Genomic DNA, 18684 nt, shown 5'->3' on the forward strand with positions numbered 1-18684 from the left:
TAATGCCCGTTGGCATTAGGCATAAAGATAGTAGCTTTCTGGTTCCTGCTGGCGGAGTCGATCACTTTCACCGGTCCCGACTGCACCGAAACTGCCCATATCCTGGCGGATCATTGCGAGCTTGCGTGCAATGTCGGCATCCGGCGCCGTATCGACGGCAACGTGCTTTGATAAAAATGCTGTAAGATCAAGCGTTGAACTCAGATCATGCGCAAGCGGCATGGTTATCTCCGCAAAATCGCCAGGATGGGAAGGCAAGGCAGCAATCCATGCTGGTCCACCCCACATCTCGTGCTGCGCCGGATCGAGCCTTGGACGATCAGCGCTGGGTTGAGCAACCGGCTCTGTCGCGGCGTGCTCTGGAGTTGCGATTGTTGCGAAGATTTCAATCCCGGGAGTTTCAACAGGAGAAAAGATGTCGGTGACCCTGAAAGCAGGCGCATCGGAGTCTCGATCGGCATTCTGCTTCATTTCCAAAGTCGCGGGAGCGACCCTGGCTGGATCAGCATCGAGCAGATCGACCAGACGCTCCTGCACTAGCTGATGCCCGAACGGTTGGAATGTCATGCTATAGATCGACGCCGAATCGATCACCCGTTGGTGCAGCAACGGCTCTCGCTCGGTATCCGCAATAACGGTTAGGGCAGGTTCGGAAAATAAGGGTGCTGTCTCGCTCTCCGCTGCAATACGGCTGAACAGTTCCGCTATACTTTGCGAGCTTGCAGCGCCGAGTTCCTCCAGGATTTCCTCATCCGCTGGAAGAAACGCGACGTGTCGGAAAGCGCTGTCCCGCCGCGGCGCGAGGAAGACATCCGGCCCGAGTAAATCGAGGGCCGGGGCGAAACTGGCCGACGCCGCCGAGAAGTACGTCAGTGCTGCATCGGCAAAGCTGCGGGTCGCACCGCTGGTGAGTGTGAAAGTTCCGATATTGGCGATCGCCACTTCGCCAAACTCAGTTTCGGCATTGACTGGCGTTCCGACGAGGTTGATCGAGCGGATGCCCATGGTTGCAAGAGTGGCAGTCTCGTTCGCGCCCACTGCGCCATCTCCATCAGAATCTCGCCACACGCCGAAGTCGGCAAAGCGGGCATCCCGGTCGTCCAGAATGCCATCTTTGTTGGTATCGAAGGCGGCAAGGCCAGCGAGGTCGGTGGCGGCGTTAGGCATATCGTCAATGAAACTGATCTCTTCGGCGCCTGACATGGTGCCGTTGCCGTCACGGTCGAGATAGAGAAAGGCATCAGCGGCCCCGATCCAGCTCGGATCGTCGGCAAGCCCGTCTCCATCCAAGTCGAAACGAGCATTGCTCTCGGCTGCCGACAAGGTCTCAATGCCATCCCCGCCGAGATCAAGAATGATCGGCGACGTGATCCCGACAATCTCTCCATCTCCAAACAGGAGTTGCTCGCTTCCAATGAGCGCGTCGGTTCCGTCGTCACCGTTCAATATCGCATCGCTGTCAGCGATGCTGATAAAGCCGGAGCCCGTAGTGATCACATAATTCTGGCTGAGGCCCGCAAAAACGGCGGTGTCGAAACCAGTCCCACCGGTAAGAATGTCGTTTCCGCTGCCTCCCGTCAGCGAGTCATTACCGCCTGCACCATCCAGTGTGTCGTGGCCCGCCTTGCCGAGAATTACGTTATTGCTAGATGTTCCTGTCAGGGCATCATCTGCTATTCCACCTGTAATGGTTGTTCCGCTCACAATGATGGTGCGAGCAGCGATATCGCTATGTGTTAGCGTGGATCCATCTGTGAAAGAGAAGCTTTCAATCCTGTTGTAGTAGCGCGACTGATAAACATCGTTCTGGCCATCTACCAAAATTGTGTCTGTCGAGTTCTTGAAGGTAATGATGATGTCTGCCGAGTTGTTGGGCGATCGGGTAATAATGATATCTGAAACGGCAATGCCTGGTCCGAATGCTAGTGTGTCGTTGCCACCGTAACCGAAGGCGTCTTCGCTCTCGAAGAATGTGTCGTTGCCATCGCCGAGATTAAAGACATAGGTGTCGTTGCCAACCGACCCGACCACATAATCATTTCCGCTATTGCCTATGAGTATATCGGAGCCGGTCCAGCCGTAGAGCATGTCGTTGCCGCCACCGCCGGTAATTGTATCCGAGCCAGTGCTCCCGATGATCGTATCTGCCCCGCCAGTAGCCGCATTGGTGATCCGACGCGCTTCGATTTGCGACCAGCTGATGGATGACTGGGTGATCGAGCCGTCCTGCTCCAAAGTCTGAAAAACGAAGTTCTCAATCCGATTGTAATAGCGCCCTTGGTAGCTGTAGTCTTGTTCGTCCAGCAAGATTGTATCGGTGGTCCCTACAAAGCCGATTGTGAGATCATCCCAGTCCGATGTCCCCTTGCTCAGAATGAGATCGCCGAGCGTGATACCAACACCAAAACGCAGCGTGTCGTTGCCACCGTAACCGAAGGCGTCCTCGTTCTCGAAGAATTTGTCGTTGCCATCGCCGAGGTTGAAGACATAGGTGTCATTGCCCGCTGAGCCGACCACATAATCATTTTCAGCTCCACCGATGAGTATGTCGGAGCCGGTCCAGCCGTAGAGCGTGTCGTTGCCGCCACCGCCGGTGATAGTATCCGAACCAATGCTTCCGATGATCGTGTCTGCCCCGCCAGTGGCCGCATTGGAAATCCGATGCGCTTCGATTTGAGACCAGCTGAGGGACGATTGGGTGATCGAGCCGTTCTGCTGCAAAGTCTGAAAAACGAAGTTCTCGATACGATTATAAAAGCGCCCTTGGTAGCTGTAGTCCTGTTCGTCCATCAAGATTGTATCGCTGGTCCCGACGAAGCCGATTGTGAGATCATCCCAGTCCGATGTCACCTTGCTCAGAATGAGATCACCGAGCGTGATACCAACACCAAACCGCAGCGTGTCGTTGCCACCGTAACCGAAGGCGTCCTCGTTTTCGAAGAATCTGTCGTTGCCATCGCCAAGGTTGAAGACATAGGTGTCGTTGCCCGCTGAGCCGACCACATAGTCATTGTCAGTCCCACCGATCAGCGTGTCGTTGCCACCATAGCCATAGATTGTGTCATTTCCGCCGTATCCATAAATCGTATCTGCGCCGCTGGTGCCGTTCAACGTCTGGCTACCCGCGCGTTCCTGTCCTAGTGCAAATTGCTGCTGGATCGCTGCGTAGTCCCATACCGTTCCATCTGCAAACTCGATAAATTCCAGCCCGGCGCCATTCGTCCACTGCTGTTGAACAGCTATCTGCCCCAGCATATTTGCAAACCTGATGATCATTTTATCCGCATTGGAAAGATCAGGGTCGATCAAGACATTCGCTGAATTGATGCCAGAACCGAAAACCAAACGGTCAGCAGAGTCTGTACCAACGTCAAGCAGCACATCAGACCCGTCGCCCGCATCGTAAAAATACGCATCTGATCCGGCACCACCTTCAAGAGTGTCGTCGCCGATGCCGCCTGTGATGCTATCGTTGCCGCCAAGAGCGATTATGACATCGTTACCAGCGAACCCAGTCAAGACGTTGGCATTATTATTGCCACCGATCACATCATCGTCCGCGCTGCCTTGCCGCTCGAGGTAATTTATCAATAGCGCAGCTGAATCCCATAGGGTACCATCTGCGAATTCGACTTGATCCACGCCCCATGCAGAGCCGCCGAGTATCTGATTATCAAGAGTTACTGAACCGCTTGTACTCGCGAATCGAATAATCATGTCAGAAACGTCAGCAGCATTGGTGCCGAATATCAAATCGGTCGAAGTTATTCCTGCTCCGAAGCGAAGAACGTTGTCTCCAGCGCTAGACACAGAATAGTCTTGGACCAGGTCATTTCCAGTTTCTGCATCGTAAAGATATATATCTGCGCCATCCGCGCCAATCAGTGTGTCATTGCCTGCGCCACCATTTAAAACATCGTTGCCGGAAAGGCCGCGAAGCACATCATCACCGCCCAGCCCAGCAAGTTGATCATTCCATGCCGTTCCGTAGACATCGTCGTTGTTCGCTGAAGTTTGTCCTTCAACAAACAAGTTAGCAATTTGCGCCGGTGACCATTGCAGGCCGTTATCAAACTGCACCGAATCTATCAGCCAATCATTGTTATTCAGCGCTTGGTTTTTCAAGGTGACCGAGCCGGTGCCGTCTGACAAGCCCAGCACAATATCGTTGATAGATCCTGGCGACCTTATGACCTGGATGTCAGCGGCAGTAATTCCTGGTCCAAACAGGATACGGTCTCCGCTGCTGCCGAACGTGATGACATAATCTTCAACAGTGTCGTGGCCATCACCTATGTTATAAATATAAGTGTCACTCCCTCGGCTTCCTTTAAGTAAATCATTACCTTGGCCACCTGAAATTGTGTCATGCCCATAAAAATCATAAATTATATCGTCGCCATCAGTAGCAGCGATATCCAGAAGCCTCAAAAAAAGATCAGATTTTATCTTAACTGTACCGTCATCGAATTTCAACTGTTCGATATCTGTCCACGTATAATAACTCGTTGGGCTAGCGGTTCCGAGCGCTCCTGCAATAAATAAAGTATCTTGTGCGCCGGGTAGCGCTATCGTCAGATCGGTGCCCGACCGAGAGAACGTTAGCGAATCCCAGGTGACCCCGGGACCAAATTCTATCGTATCATCGTCGGGTAAATTCGCGTCGGTGACCGTCTCGATAATCTGATCGTGACCGTACCCGAACCCGAACACATAGGTATCTGAGCCATCAAGCCCTTCCAGAACATCATCGCCCGCTCCCCCATCAAGACGGTCGCCGGATTTGAAGCCGTAAAGATAGTCACTGCCCTCGGTACCTGTAAGCAATTCGGCCTGAATATCTGCCTTCGTCAGACTGGTACCATCAACAAACCGGAAGCTTTCGACATCCTTCCAAGTATACCATGCAGCGAAAGAGAACTGATCAATCAAAGTGATGCTATCGCTTGTTCCATTGATCGATATTGTAAGATTGTTGCCATTTCTGGTGTACGACAGATCGGATGCAGCAACACCGGCGCCGAAGCGAAGCTCATCGTCGTCGGCGAGATTGGCGTTGCTAACATTTTCGTAAATGGTGTCGGTCCCGTAACCAATCCCAAACACATAGATATCAGAGCCATCGCCGCCACTAAGGATGTCATTTCCAGGGCCACCGTCCAGAACGTCTGTACGAAACGTCCCGACGAGATTGTCATCCCCCGGTGTACCGCCAAGAATCTCGGCCGATATAGCCTGCGCTGATAGCGTCGAGCCGTCGGCAAATTCAAAGGTCTCGATATCCTGCCAGGCAAGCCAGTTCGAGAAGTTGAACTGGCCTTCGATCGTGAGTGTCTCGCCGGTCGCGCCAATCGTCATCACCAGATTGTTGTCGGCGCGCGTAAAGGAAACATCGCCGCGGCTAAGACCGCTTAGGATGACCCGGTCGTTATCACTGAGATTGGAATTGGTTACGTTTTCACGAACGATGTCATTACCGTAGCCCGCGCCATAGACGTAGGTGTCGGAGCCATCGCGTCCTTCCAATATGTCGTTTCCAGTGCCACCATTGAGAACATCATTGTCACTGAAGCCGATCAAGTGATCACCTCCGACCGTCGGTTCCAGCAGTTTCTGCCTCACATCGAGGTCACTCCAAAGGGTGCCGTTTGCAAACTGAAAGGTCTCGATATCGTTCCAAGTGAACCATGCCGAATAGAGGAACTGGTCCTTGATCGTGAGAGTGTCACTGGACCCGATCAGCGAAACGACCAGATCGTTGCCGGAACGCGATAGCGCTACATCTTGTTCGGTAATGCCTGCACCGAACTCGATAACGTCGTCATCGTCAAAATTGGCATTTTCGACGGACTCGCGAATGGTATCATTGCCCGAGCCGAAGCCGAAGACATATGTATCTCCGCTATCGCCGCCGCGCATGACGTCATTACCAGCGCTTGCCTCAAAGCGATCTTCGAGTGCGAAGCCATCAATGATGTCATCGCCGGCGGTGGTTTGATCATTGATCGCGCGCGCATTGAGGCCCTGCCACGTCCAGACTTCGCCATCTGCAAACTCGACCCGCTCGATCCGGTTGTTTGAAATCGCTCCAAATACACCTGTGTGATAGTAGTCGTTCTGACCCTGCAGGGTGACGCTACCTGCACCGTTACCGATTATCAGCTTGAGCGACTTTTCAATCCGCTCCAGGGAAATATCGGCCGAAGTGATCCCAGCTCCGAAGCGAAGAATATCGGGCGTGGAGTCGATTGTGACAAATCCGTCGCCAAGAATGAACTGGTTATTGTCATCGACGATGTCGTGGCCGTCGCCGGGATTGAAGATGTAGGTGTCTGCATAGCCTCCACCGGAAAGATAGTCATTGCCACCGCCACCGGTCAGCGTGTCCTGGTAGAGGTCTCCCCAGAGGCTGTCATCTCCCGCCGACCCGGTGGTTATATCGAGCAGCACGTCTTGCCAGCTTATGCGCATGCCATTGGCGAACTCGAACCATTCGATGCGATCAAACCATTGCGCGCCCAGCGGTCCGGTCTGGAAGCCAGCAAACTGGTTCAGTACCGTCAGAGTTTCGCCGGTATCGAGCGTCACAACCAGATCGGGTGCTTCGCTCAGCCGCGAGAAGATCACGTCTTCCGGATCGATGCCCGCTGCGAAGGTTACGGTATCGGCGCCCATCTCAAGCGAAAGCCCGCCAAGCCCGACATTCACGTCGATATAGAGGGCCTGCTCATCAATGACGTCGTTGCCAACGCCGCGACCGAAGAAATACGTGTCATTGCCATCGAGGCCGACGAGAGTGTCGTTCCCTGCGCTCGCACCAAAGGTGTCATCGTCGCCGAACCCGCGCGTGACGTCATCACCGCTCGTGGTTTCGGCGGCGATCAGCTGCTGCTGGATATCCTTGTGGGTATAGACATCGCCATAGTGACGGAACGAGAAAAGTTCGATGCGCGAATTCAGTGCAAACTGCCCGTTATAGCCGAGTGAGGAATAGCCGAACTGCTCGTCGATCGTGATGCTGTCACTTCCGGTCCCGATCGTTATGACGAGGTCGTTCGGTTCGATCCCGCGCGACCAGACGAGATCCTCCGGTGCAATGTCGTCGCCGAAGATCAGCATGTCTGCGGCACGCAACAGCGGATTGGTCTGCTGATCGCGAATGATATCCGCGCCATCGCCAGCGTCGAAGACGTAGAGGTCGGCATCATCGCCGCCCATGAGAAGATCGTTGCCTGCGCGACCCTGGAACACGTCTGTGTGCATCGTGCCTTCGAGCACATCATCGCCGGTGGTTCCTTCGCCCACGGCGATGGCAATGTCCGGCAACTCCATGACGGTGCCGTCGGCGAACTGGATTTCCTCAATGCCGCGATTATTACTGGCAAACACGTCGGACGAGATAGGCACGACGTCTGCAAACTGGCCAAGGACTGTAACTTTATCCCCGTTTGCCGTGACAGTCAGAACCAGATCGTCCCCCACACGAGCGGCAGAGACATCCGCACGGTTGAGATCGACAAAGCGAATGCGATCGCCGGACTGCGCGCCCTCCTCATCATCAATGATGATATCGCCAAACCCGCTTTCCAGCAGATACACATCCTGCCCGCCCCGCCCGCGAGCGGTATCGCCATCATCAAGTCCAGCAAAGATCGTTCCGCCACTGACATTTGTGAGGGTTTCGCTGCCAGCAGTACCAATGCGCAAATTGGTGATGCCAAGCGCGGGGGCGAGCGCTGAAAGGTCGAAACTGGTGCCACTCTCGGCAATAGCAGCAAGGAGCTGCGCCGCAGCGAAGTCGTCGCGAACTATGTTGTTGTCGAAGCGCCGCGAACCATCCTGAACAGCGCGCAACAGCTCGCCCCAGGCCTCCCATTCGCCAAGCGCCGTCACAGGATCATTTGAAAGGCCGGCGAGGATCGCGCTATAGGCCTGCTTGAGCGTGTCGGCACTGCCCATCACGATGAGATCAAGATCTTCGCGATAGGTCATGTCAGCAAAGGCAGGCAGGCTCGAGCTCTGAACAACAAGACGAAGGGTCAGGCTTTCAAGCGTGTCCGCCCAACTCGCTTCGAGTTCGGCAAGGCCAGCGGTCGATACCACGCCGGTGACCGGGTCGCGCGGGGCTATCTGCTGGCCGCTAAATGCTTCCAGGAACGCCAGCTTGCGCGCATCGAAGCCGTTCGCTCCGATAGGGTCTGCCGTCACGCCATCGACATTTGCCCATGCGTAAAGGATGGCCTCTGCCGCCTGTTTGAGGACCGACAGGTCGCCGGTCGCCAGCGCATCAAATGCCTGCACCTGGGCGAGCAGAGCTGCATCCTCGCTGATCGCAACATGAAGATCAGCCACATTGCCGAAGCCACGCAATTGCGGCAGCGCAGCTGCCTGCGCGCTCACCGCGGTATCGCCAAGATAGCGGGTGTCGATATGGCTGATGTCGAGCACCACATCGCCCGCCTTGCGCACCGTGCCGTTCGCCAGGGTGAAGGTGGACTCAAAGGCAACGACATTGCCGCCAATATCGGTTTGTTGTGCAGGAGCTATAGCCGCAAGGCTGATCGATGTGATGCCCAGATCATTCAGGGTGGCGAGCTCGCCCGCGTCAGTTGCGCCATCGCTGTCCAGATCGCGCCAGACGCGCAGATTGTTGAATACGGTATCGAGGCTGTCGATCACGACATCCAGGTTGAGGTCGTGCGTGGCAAGCTCGACAAATCCGCCCTGCGTCTCGTCGCCGAAGAATTCGGATGCGTCATCGACGATACCATTGCCGTTGGCATCGAGCACCAGAAAGCCGTCATCCGGCCGCACCCAGCCAGTCTTCTCGGCAAACCCGTCATCATCGAACTCGAAATGCACGCCGCTGTTGCGCTGGGTGGTGAGCTCGTAACCGTCGCCATCCAGATCAAGAACGACCGGGTCCCAGCCGGTGAACCCTACGCCAAAGCCCGCCTTGAGGGCGAGATTGATGAACTGCATGAACTTTTCACGGCTCGGCTCCTGCAAGCCCGAACTGGCATCGCCCGCTCGGCTTGCTTCGAAGACCACCACGCCGCCGCTCGCGCGACCCGTATCAAGATCGAGTTGGTAATCCTCAATCTTGGCCACCCCGCCAAGACCATATCCGATGTTGATCCCCAGTCCGCCGTCCTCATAGGTCTGGAAGCTGGCGAACTTCATCGTCACTGCATCGACAAATATCGCAGCTGTCGCCAGTATCTCCGAACCGATGACCGGAAACGCGGTCAACAATGTCGAAAAAGGCGACCAATAGGCCGTATTCCCCTCCATCCACCACTGCTTGGTGCCACCCAGAATCGGCAGACCCATCCAGACGGAGTCGCCGGAAGTTTCGGCGTCATGGATCGTCGTGTTCGCACCGATGTGGAACAAATCCTTACCATCGCCGCCATACAAATGGGCTTCTGCCCCTCCGCCCACGAGAATATCATCACCTGCACCACCGTATGCGAAGCCCCCAGCTCCGAACGTTAGCGCTACAAAGTCATCGCCGGCTCCACCGTCGAGACGGAGCGCATCTTCAGGAGTAGCACCCGAGGCAGCACGGAAACCCACAAGCACATCGTCGCCGTCAAGGCCATAAGCAGATCCGTGGCCGACATGCAGAAGAAGGTTGTTGTTTGCATTGCCTACCAGAGCGGCTTCATCAGCTCCGACCATCAATTGGAAGAAATTGCCGCCGGGCAATGTTGAGTCGAACGCCTCTACAGCCGTTCGGCCACTCGCATAGGTCAGAGAAGCAAATGTAACGTCCCTGAAGAACTTTCCTGCCAAATCGAAGATATATTCGGTCACGCCTTTTTCAGCAATCGCAGCGAGTTTACCTGGGTTCTCGATCAGGCCAATGTTGGCCAGAAGCGCCTCAATCTCCGCAACAGCTTCATCCGGAACCGCGTCGAACACGCCTTCGACCGATCCATCCAGCGCATCGGTCAGAGCTCCTTCGACCATGTCTCGCAATGCTGCAAATCCGCTGGCGGCCCCCAGGTTGAGATACATGGCCTCGCCAAGACCCGTGTCGCTTTGGGAATAAATTCCTCCGCCTGAAAGCGGCAATTCACTCAGGTCGTTGCCATTTGCAACAGCATCACGCCATTGATCGAGCAAGAAGAGAGCACGGCCACCAGATGTGGCAGCAAGTCTTTTTTCGACATCTTCAGGAACCCCGACGATATCCCCGTTCAACGCACGATCAACCTGATTATATGCGGTAAGCAGGTCTCGCTTTAACGCTTCTGGTACGTCATCGACCTTGGACATACCGAATGAAGCCAGCGCACCGAAATATTGGTTGAGCATCTCCAGTGCCGCATCGTCTGTGACGGCTTTCGCGGCCACGACCTCGACGACGGACAGCAGACTCGCCGCAGGATCATCGACCTCTGCCGATGCGATGATGGGAGCGAGCAATGCCCCGAGATTATCAACATCGACGCTGGAGATCAGCGCCTCAAAATTTGGCCAATCGATCACCGCGCCCGCATTATCGAGCGCAAATTGCATCAGCTGGTCGCGCATAAGAATATCGGCGCGGACCTCGGGCAGCCACGCAACACTACCGCCCGGATAGATAATGCGAGCGGCATCTGGAATCTTGTCAACGATCAGATGATCGACTTCAACGTCTTGATATTGCGGTCCGCCAGGAATCTTGCCCCGAATTTCGTCGCGAATGAACAGAAACAACGGATTGCTGATGACGGCATCGTAGTCGAAGATGCCAGGCGATGTTCCTCCGCCGAATGTTGTGGATGCCAACTCATCAAAACGGGCCAGGACGGCAGACTGATTTGCATAGCGTGCATCCGCCGTGTTGAGCACCAGGCTTTCTTGATCGCCAAAGCCGAGAGCGTCGACCACGTCGTCATGCAGGAAAAGCAATTTGGCGAAGTCAAGGAAGTTGCGGACCTGAATGCGGTAGTCGAGATTGACTGCTTCCCATTCGGGCGAGCCGACGATGAGACCTTCCAGTGCTAGGTCTCGATTTTGTTCAATGATATTTAGGTAAAGGTCGGCTTCGTCAAACTCCTGATCATTCACTCCCGGTTGGTGCGGCAGGTAAAATAATCGATCGAATGCCCCGAAGTGATTGCCAATATGGTTGGCGGCGCCAAGCACGAGGTTGCCGCGAGCGCTTTCCGGGAGAAGTACTGCATTATTCAGCACGTCTTGATTCTCGTCAAAGCCGATTCCGTCCAGCCAGTCCGCGTTGTTACGCCAGAAGCTGCTGCCAATGATGTGTGCTGCCTGAAATCCATTCTGATTTTGCGGCAGGCGCGGTGCGAGAAGGCGACGGAGACCTTGCGGGCGAGGAAAATCGGGAAAAGCCATCACATGGTCTCCAGTTTGCTGGCAGCAAAGGCCACTAGATCAAGCGCAAGCAAGGCTTCCGCAGCCTCGTTGGAGGCGTAAATCCCTCCACCCCTTAAATGCTTGTCTCGCCAGAAATGATAGCCCGCCGTCAAGGTTTTACTGTGGTAGAGCTTGGCATCCGGGACACGCACTCTTTTGCCGTTCTCCATCCAACTTGACATCCATAGTGCGCCCTTCTTGAGCACGAAGGTCGTATGTTCGCGATCAACTCCGTCTATCCGGTTGCACACGACCCATAACCAACGCTGAGCGATCTCCTCGCCCGCTTTGTCGACCACGGCTACCGGGAAGAACTGATGCACATCAGGCTCGAACCTCTCGACCACTTCCTTGAAGCGCGAGGAGACGCATGGGAAGGCATTGGGCGTATAATAATCGGGCACTGCGCGAGAAGATTTCCATTGCCAGATGGTTGGAACGTTCTCGTGCGTAATGCGAAAACCCAAATTGTATTGGTGTTTATGATTGCGAGCAATTGCTCGAAGCATCTCTTCGGTTTCCGGACCTTCAACCTTGATCCGATGAGGGTCGCCGTCGAGAAATTTTTCACTCGGATACTGACCCATCTCAGGTTCGCTGCCGATAAGATATACCATCAATTGCTCCCCAGCGTTTTCCAGCAAGCGATGTGTGCCGCTTGGAATCCATTCTGATTTTGCGGCAGGCGCGGTGCGAGGCGACGGCGAAGACACGGAGAGCGTGTGAAGTTTGGGAATGCCATTGCACGGTCTCCAGATTGCTGGCGGCGAGGACCGTTAGCCACCAGTCCTGAAGCTGGCCAACGTCGGCCAAATCTCAATTAGGGCTTCGTGTCCGTATCACGATAATGCCGTACAATTTTTTTCAAGCAACTGCAAAGTTTGCTTGACTAGAGAACGACTCTATAGCGTGGCGCAACAAGAAGGATAATGAGAAATTTACCCTTTATGGCACCGTAGATAGCATCAAATTGGTGTTTTTACGGATGCATAAATCTTAAATTTGGTGGTATTTTGCTTGAGCCAGGCTCATCGACAGTGACCGCTGCCATCGCTCACTTTTCTCGTCCCGCCTCGCTCAGCGCCTGGCTAATCGGCGAAAGCAGGTACTGGATGATCCGCCGCCGTCCCGTCTTGATCTCCGCCTGCAGCGACATGCCCGGCTGTACGCGGTCGCATAGCGGATTGTGTGTGCGGCCTTTCGCCTCGCAGACGAGTTCGATCCGCGCGGCATAGACCAGCCCAGGCTGGACCGGGCGACCATTTCCGTCCTTGACGCTTCCGACGGGCTGTTGGCTCTGGTCGATCGCATCGCGGCTGATGTTCGTGACCCTGCCTTCGATCAACCCATAGTCGGTGAAGTTGAACGCCTCTAGCTTCACGGCCACTCGCTGGCCGACCTTTACAAAGCCGATGTCCTTGTTCTGAACAAAAGCTTCGATCGTCACGCCGCCATTGCAGCTTGCCGCGGCCGCCCCGCCGCCGGAACAGGGCACGATGACCATGAGCGGCTGTGCAGGCTGCACGATTCCGCCCACGGTTGTCACCGCAAGCTGCTGCACTACGCCATCAACGGGAGCGCGCAGTTCCTGATACTGCCGCATCCGTGCCGCCTTGCGCAGTTGTTCGCCGGCGAGGCCCACCTCTCGTTCAGCTTCTGCTAGGTCGGTAACGGCGGTGCGACCGAACCCCGCGCGCAAGGCCTGCAACTCGGCTTCCAGCCTACGGATCGAGGCCTGGGACCGGGCGAAGTTGGCGCGCTGGACTTCGATGTTGCGAATGTGCTCGGCGCGCAGCTGCTCGTATTCGAGCAGCTTGAGGCGCGAAAAGAAGCCTTTCTCGGTCAGTTCGGCACGCGCGTTCATTTGCTTGTCGATATAGGGCAGCACCTCTTCCAGCTTGGCGATTTCCGCCTTTGTGGCTGCCAGATCGGCCTCGCTCTCCGCACGCTGCTGCATGAGCGCGCTTTTCTGGGCTTCGTACTGCGCCACTGCATTGCGGACGAAGGCTTGCTCTGTGGCTATAACTTCGGGTGACGTGCCTACGGGCGGAACGAAGCGGGCAGGGGCGCCGCGCAGATGAGCGAGCAGGGCGTCATTGCGCGCCTTGATGATCTGTGCAGAGCGCAGCGACTGCGTACTCTGTGCCTCGTCCGCGGTGGCGAGCGTCGGGTCGAGCTCGATCAGCAAATCGCCCTTGCGGACGAATTGGCCGTTGCGGACATGGATCGTGCGCACCGCGCCGATCTCGATCGGCTGGACAATCTTGACGTTCTCGCCCGGCACAGTTTTTCCCGCTGCGATGGCAACGACATCGATGCGCCCGAATATCGCCCAGAACAGCGCGAGCACGAACAGGGCGCAGGTCATCAACAGCAACCACCGGAGACCGGGGCTCGGCGGCTTTTCCATGATTTCAAGCGCAGCAGGCAGGAATTCATGTTCAGCCTTGGGTTTGAAGGCCAGATCTGCCTCGTTCTGGTTCCGCCAGCTTTCGCGGAACACCTGCCAGTGCCGCGCCAGTGTCGGGAATGTGTTAGCCAAGAAACTCATGCCGGAACCGCGTCTGCATCGGGGCGATAGCCGGTCTGTTTGGCGTGGAGATGGGCATAGCGACCGCCGGCGCGCAGCAGTTCAGTATGCGAGCCGATTTCCGTGATCTCGCCTGCCTCGACGGTAATGATTCGGTGGCAAGGCCGCACCGCCGACAGACGATGGGCGATGATGATCACGGTCCGCCCTCGCGCGATGCGAGCGAGGTTGTTCTGGATAATCTCCTCGCTCTCCGCATCCAGGGCGCTGGTTGCTTCATCGAGGATTAGGATACGCGGATCGGTGATCAGCGCGCGGGCGATGGCAAGGCGCTGACGTTGTCCGCCCGACAGGTTCGCGCCGCGCTCTTCGATGGTGGTGTCATAACCCTGCGCAAGGCCGAGGATGAACTCGTGGGCGCCGGCAAGTTCCGCAGCCGCAATCACTCGGTCCATCGGCAGCGTCGGATTGGCGAGCGCGATGTTTTCGCGCACGGTGCGGTTGAACAGGATGTTCTCCTGCAACACTACGCCCACCTGACGGCGCAACCAGGCTGGATCGACTAGCGCGAGATCCGTTCCATCAACGAGCACGCGGCCCTGCTCAGGCACGTATAGCCGTTGCACCAGCTTGGTAAGCGTCGACTTGCCCGAGCCTGAGGGGCCGACAATGCCGATCATCTCGCCTGGCGCGATATTGAGGCTCACGCCGCGCAGCGCCTCGGGCGCATCGGGTCGGTAGCGGAACCGCACTTTGTCGAACTCAACCCTGCCCTTGATAGGTGGCAAAGTTGCGCGGTTGGGATTGTGTTCCGGCTCGGCAGGCGAGTTGAGAATATCGCCCAAGCGGTCGACCGAAATCCGCACCTGCTGGAAATCCTGCCAAAGCTGTGAAAGGCGCAGGATCGGCTGCGCCACCCGGCCCGAGAGCATATTGAAAGCTACAAGGCTGCCGACGCTGAGATCGCCCGCAATCACTGCCTGCGCACCGAAGAACAGGATTGCCACTGTGGTCAGCTTGGAGACCAGCTGGATCAGGTGGCTGCCCCAGTTGGACAGCACGGTCACGGCCCACCCGGTCTGGATATAGCCCGCGAACTGCTTTTCCCAGCGGTCGCGCATCCGCGGTTCAACTGCCATCGCTTTGAGCGTCCCGATGCCCGTTACGGTTTCGACCAGGAAGGACTGATTCTCAGCCCCGCGCCTGAACTTTTCGTCGAGCCGGGCGCGCAGTGATGGCGTGATGAGCACCGAGATCGCGACATAGATCGGGATCGTCAGCGCCACGATTAGCGTGAGCAGCGGCGAGTAGAGATACATCACCGCAAAGAAAACGATGGTGAAGAACAGGTCGATCACCACGGTCACCGCGTTCGAGGTAAGGAAGTTTCGAATGTTCTCGAGTTCTCGCACCCGGGCCACGCTGTCGCCCACACGCCGCGCCTCGAAATAGGAAAGGGGTAAGGCCACCAAATGCCGGAACAATGCCGCCGACAGCTCCGCATCGACACGGTTTGAGGTATGCGCGAACAGCCAGTTGCGCAGAGCTGACAAGAGCGTCTCAAACACCAGGATCGTGGTGAGGCCTATCGCGAGTACCTCAAGCGTGTTCGTCGCCTGATTGACCAATACCTTGTCGATCACCAGCTGGAAGAAGATCGGAGAAGCAAGCCCAATCAGCTGGAGGAAGAAGCTCCCAATCAGCACATCGCGCAGCGGCCTTCGGTATTTCACCAGTGCCGGGATGAACCACGAAATGTCGAAGGTGCGTTTCTGGCCAGCGATGTGCTCGCGGCTTGTCATTAGCAGCAGCTCTGCTTTGCCACTCTTCAGATCCAGGCGTTCCGCAACATCGCCTTCACTCCATATTTCGGGACGCTGCCCATCACTGCGGAGCACCATATGACGCCGCCCGCTGTCACCGCTGTCGTCGATCTTCAGCAGGATCGCAGTTCCACCTTCGCACAGGCGCACAAGTGCAGGCAGGGGGAGTTTGGCGAGGTCGGCGAGCGTCGCCTGTTTGCGCTTCGCTAACAGTCCAAGCTTCTTCGCGATGCGAATCAGGTCATCAAAGTGATACGGTCGATCGCCTTGGCCTCGATCATGATGGATCTGCCGTACATCGGCGGGGACGCCCAAAAACTTCGCCAGCAGAACAAAGCTGGCGAGCGCTTGATCGCCCGAGCCAGCCACACTATCTGAGGAAGCTTCTTGCACTTGGTGAATCTACTCTGCCCAGAATTTCTCTGGGCAGCCTTATGGCAAACACGCGCACTGCGAAACCGTTTGATACCGTAATTGAGACGAAACGTTTTTATAAAGGTTTCGTTAAGCTAATACGCGTGATCTCCTGTGCAGCTTCAATATGGCGGTTCCGTTCATTGGCTTTCACAATTATTGTCGGCAAAATGAAGCTAGTTTTGTGACGGACCGTTCTCGATAGTGCGGTGCTTGCCAGGCCGGCGTGGCAACTTTCGAAGTTCAGGTTTCACTCGCTTTGGGCCTTGCAGTGGCGAAGAACCAACCGACAGGGGATCCGTGCTCCAATCCCGAATTTTTATGCGGCGGCGCACCGCGTTTATGTGGCGGCCAGGGCCACAAAGGGGGCGTCTCCCTACGTCGCGTTCAACAGATTCAATATGTGGTCGGACACAGACGTAGCAGCGGCCCGCAGTGGTTCATCGATGTGAATATACCGTTGTGTAATGCCCCGCGACGCGTGCCCCAACAGCGCCGCGATTGTCAGTTCAGAGTAGCCAAGTCCGCCCGCTACGCTCGCAAAAGTGTGGCGAAGGACATGTGGGGTGACATTCTCGATGCCCGCTTTCAGACATACGCGATCAAGTACGCGGACGACGCCAATGAAGTGGCCGTCACCCCAGTCGGCTGGGAAGAAGTATTTTGAGCCATTGCATGGCTGGGCAGCGAGCAGGTTGACGGCTGCATTGCCGATGACCCGGCGCTGTGCACCGGTCTTGGTTGACGGAAAGTGGATAGCGTTCTCTTCCTCAAGAAGCCAAGTACGTTCAAGACTGAGGGCTTCGAGCCGGCGGAAGCCTGTCAGCAGCAGGAGCTTGATTGCCGCTATTCCCTTGGGATGCTCCAGGTCTGCCTCCGCTTCCTGAAGTGCAGCGCCGAGCTTGCGTATTTCAGCCTGAGACAGCCAGCGCATCTTGGGTGTGCTGGCCAAGCGTCTCACCCCACGTGCAGGGTTTTTCTCAATTTCGCCAAGCCGGGCGGCATGTTCCAGGATTGAATGAAGCGTGGACATTGTCCGGGACGCGACTCCCTCTCCGCCCTTGGTCGCGCCGCCTCGGCTCCCAACACGCGGTTTAGAGGTGATACCGGCGGCAATATCCGCCTGTGCTGCTTCGATGTCTCCGAGCTTGAGTGTGTCAATGATACGGTGACCGAGGAGCGGTCTAATGTGCGCTTCAATCCGGCTGCGATCCATTGCCAGCGTCGAGGCCCTTATAGGCCTTCGACTGCGTCCGATTATTTTCCCGGCTTCGGCGCGTTCAAGATACCAGTTGCAGATCTCGCTGACGGTACGGCCTCGCGCCTGCTTGGTCTCTTCAACGGGATCCGCGCCCTTGGCGACCTCGCCCAGCATGACGCGTGCTGTGCGCCTCGCTTCTTCTACCGTCATCAGACCAAACCGCCCGATCACTTTCCGCCGGCTCTGACCTGCGGGGTTCCGATATTGGACAACGAAGCTTTTCGTGCCTTGCTGGCCGACCGTGACGCCGAAGCCGCGGAGCTCGGAATCCCATATGAATTGGTTCGAACCTTTGACCCCATCTTTCGAGGGTTTTAGCGCTTCGACGAGTGTCTTCGTCAATTTTGCCATGGCTTCAACACCTTACCGCTGGGGCGGAAAGTCTGCTTACTTTCATCGCCCAATGTACCGATTTTGCTTACTTCATAAGCTTTTCAGATCAAAATCTGGCGTAAGGCAGGTTAGTGGCTTCGATCTGCTAAGGCAATAAATTCTATTAAAATCGGTAGTTTAGAGAGGTGTGGGGTGTCAACGGAAACACTAGCGAAATGCCATCGGGCGAGTTGCCAAGGTTGGGGTCGAGGGTTCGAATCCCTTCGCCCGCTCCAGTTTTCTCGATATTTCGCAGCGACATCGCATCAGGCTTCGGCCTGATCGCTTCTGCGCGTGCGCGCAAAAAAAGAGGGGCGCGTGCGGCCCCTCTTTCCCCAGGCGCGAGGTCGGTCGCGCGGTGCGAAGCAGCGTCAGTAGCTGCCGGTGGTCGATCCCAGGCCCTGCATCGCGCTGCTGCCCGAGGCGATCTGGCTGTGCGCCTGCTCGATCACGCGAAGCGTCTCGGGCGAGGCATTGCGGTCATTGAGCGCGGTCTCGAACTTTTCCATGAGATAGGTCTCGCCGCGCTGGACCTCCTCCAGCACCGCCTTGTCGTCGCGCGCCACGATCATCGATTTGAGGTTCACGAACATGCGGTGCGCGCCGCCGAGCACGGTGCCGTCATCCTCGGGCGTGCCGCCCAATGTGCGCACCTGGTCGCGCAGCATCGCGACGACCTGGGTGCGCTCGGTCGCGCGCTCGGCGAAGTTCGACTTGAGCTGCGGGTCCTCGGCATCCTTGGCCGATTCGCGATAGCCCTCGACGCTGTCGAGCGTCGTCGCGATCAGCGAGTTGAGGAGCGAGATGTCATTGTCATAGCTGGCCATGTTAAGCCTCCATTGGGGGAAATGCGCCTCTGCCGGGGACGGCGAGGCGGTGCGCGCATTTCTGCGGCAGCGAGCGAGGGG

The 18684-nt window shown here is 56.5% G+C and carries 6 protein-coding genes; all 6 read right to left on the reverse strand.

Annotated elements, in window-relative coordinates; all coding sequences use genetic code 11:
- Nucleotides 1-15: 15 nt before the first annotated feature.
- The 6 genes from OPU69_RS05305 to OPU69_RS05330 all read right to left on the reverse strand — a co-directional run bounded on the left by OPU69_RS05305 (nucleotide 16) and on the right by OPU69_RS05330 (nucleotide 18603).
- Nucleotides 16-11355, reverse strand: coding sequence for an SPM autocatalytic domain-containing protein (locus tag OPU69_RS05305; protein WP_498509604.1), 11340 nt, complete (start codon nucleotides 11353-11355; stop codon nucleotides 16-18).
- Nucleotides 11355-11993 carry an imm11 family protein gene (locus OPU69_RS05310; RefSeq protein WP_498509605.1) on the reverse strand — a complete coding sequence of 213 codons (639 nt, stop codon included), beginning with the start codon at nucleotides 11991-11993 and terminating at the stop codon, nucleotides 11355-11357. The genes OPU69_RS05305 and OPU69_RS05310 overlap by 1 nt, the downstream gene beginning before the upstream one ends.
- Nucleotides 11994-12430: 437 nt before the next feature.
- On the reverse strand, nucleotides 12431-13918 hold the full coding sequence (locus OPU69_RS05315) for an HlyD family type I secretion periplasmic adaptor subunit (RefSeq protein ID WP_498509606.1): 1488 nt from the start codon (nucleotides 13916-13918) through the stop codon (nucleotides 12431-12433).
- 5 nt (nucleotides 13919-13923) lie between these two features.
- Nucleotides 13924-16098 carry a type I secretion system permease/ATPase gene (locus OPU69_RS05320; RefSeq protein WP_498509607.1) on the reverse strand — a complete coding sequence of 725 codons (2175 nt, stop codon included), beginning with the start codon at nucleotides 16096-16098 and terminating at the stop codon, nucleotides 13924-13926.
- Between the two features lie 421 nt (nucleotides 16099-16519).
- Nucleotides 16520-17755, reverse strand: coding sequence for a site-specific integrase (locus OPU69_RS05325; protein ID WP_498509608.1), 1236 nt, complete (start codon nucleotides 17753-17755; stop codon nucleotides 16520-16522).
- Nucleotides 17756-18147: 392 nt separating this feature from the next.
- Nucleotides 18148-18603 carry a ferritin-like domain-containing protein gene (locus OPU69_RS05330; RefSeq protein WP_060978120.1) on the reverse strand — a complete coding sequence of 152 codons (456 nt, stop codon included), beginning with the start codon at nucleotides 18601-18603 and terminating at the stop codon, nucleotides 18148-18150.
- Nucleotides 18604-18684: the final 81 nt, after the last annotated feature.

Source organism: Blastomonas sp. 34TW (assembly GCF_059803595.1).

Bases quoted from the DNA above. Each gene is read 5' to 3' on its own strand.
- OPU69_RS05325 (WP_498509608.1), bottom strand. From the start codon at position 17,755: ATGGCAAAATTGACGAAGACACTCGTCGAAGCGCTAAAACCCTCGAAA.
- OPU69_RS05330 (WP_060978120.1), bottom strand. From the start codon at position 18,603: ATGGCCAGCTATGACAATGACATCTCGCTCCTCAACTCGCTGATCGCG.
- OPU69_RS05305 (WP_498509604.1), bottom strand. From the start codon at position 11,355: ATGGCTTTTCCCGATTTTCCTCGCCCGCAAGGTCTCCGTCGCCTTCTC.
- OPU69_RS05310 (WP_498509605.1), bottom strand. From the start codon at position 11,993: ATGGTATATCTTATCGGCAGCGAACCTGAGATGGGTCAGTATCCGAGT.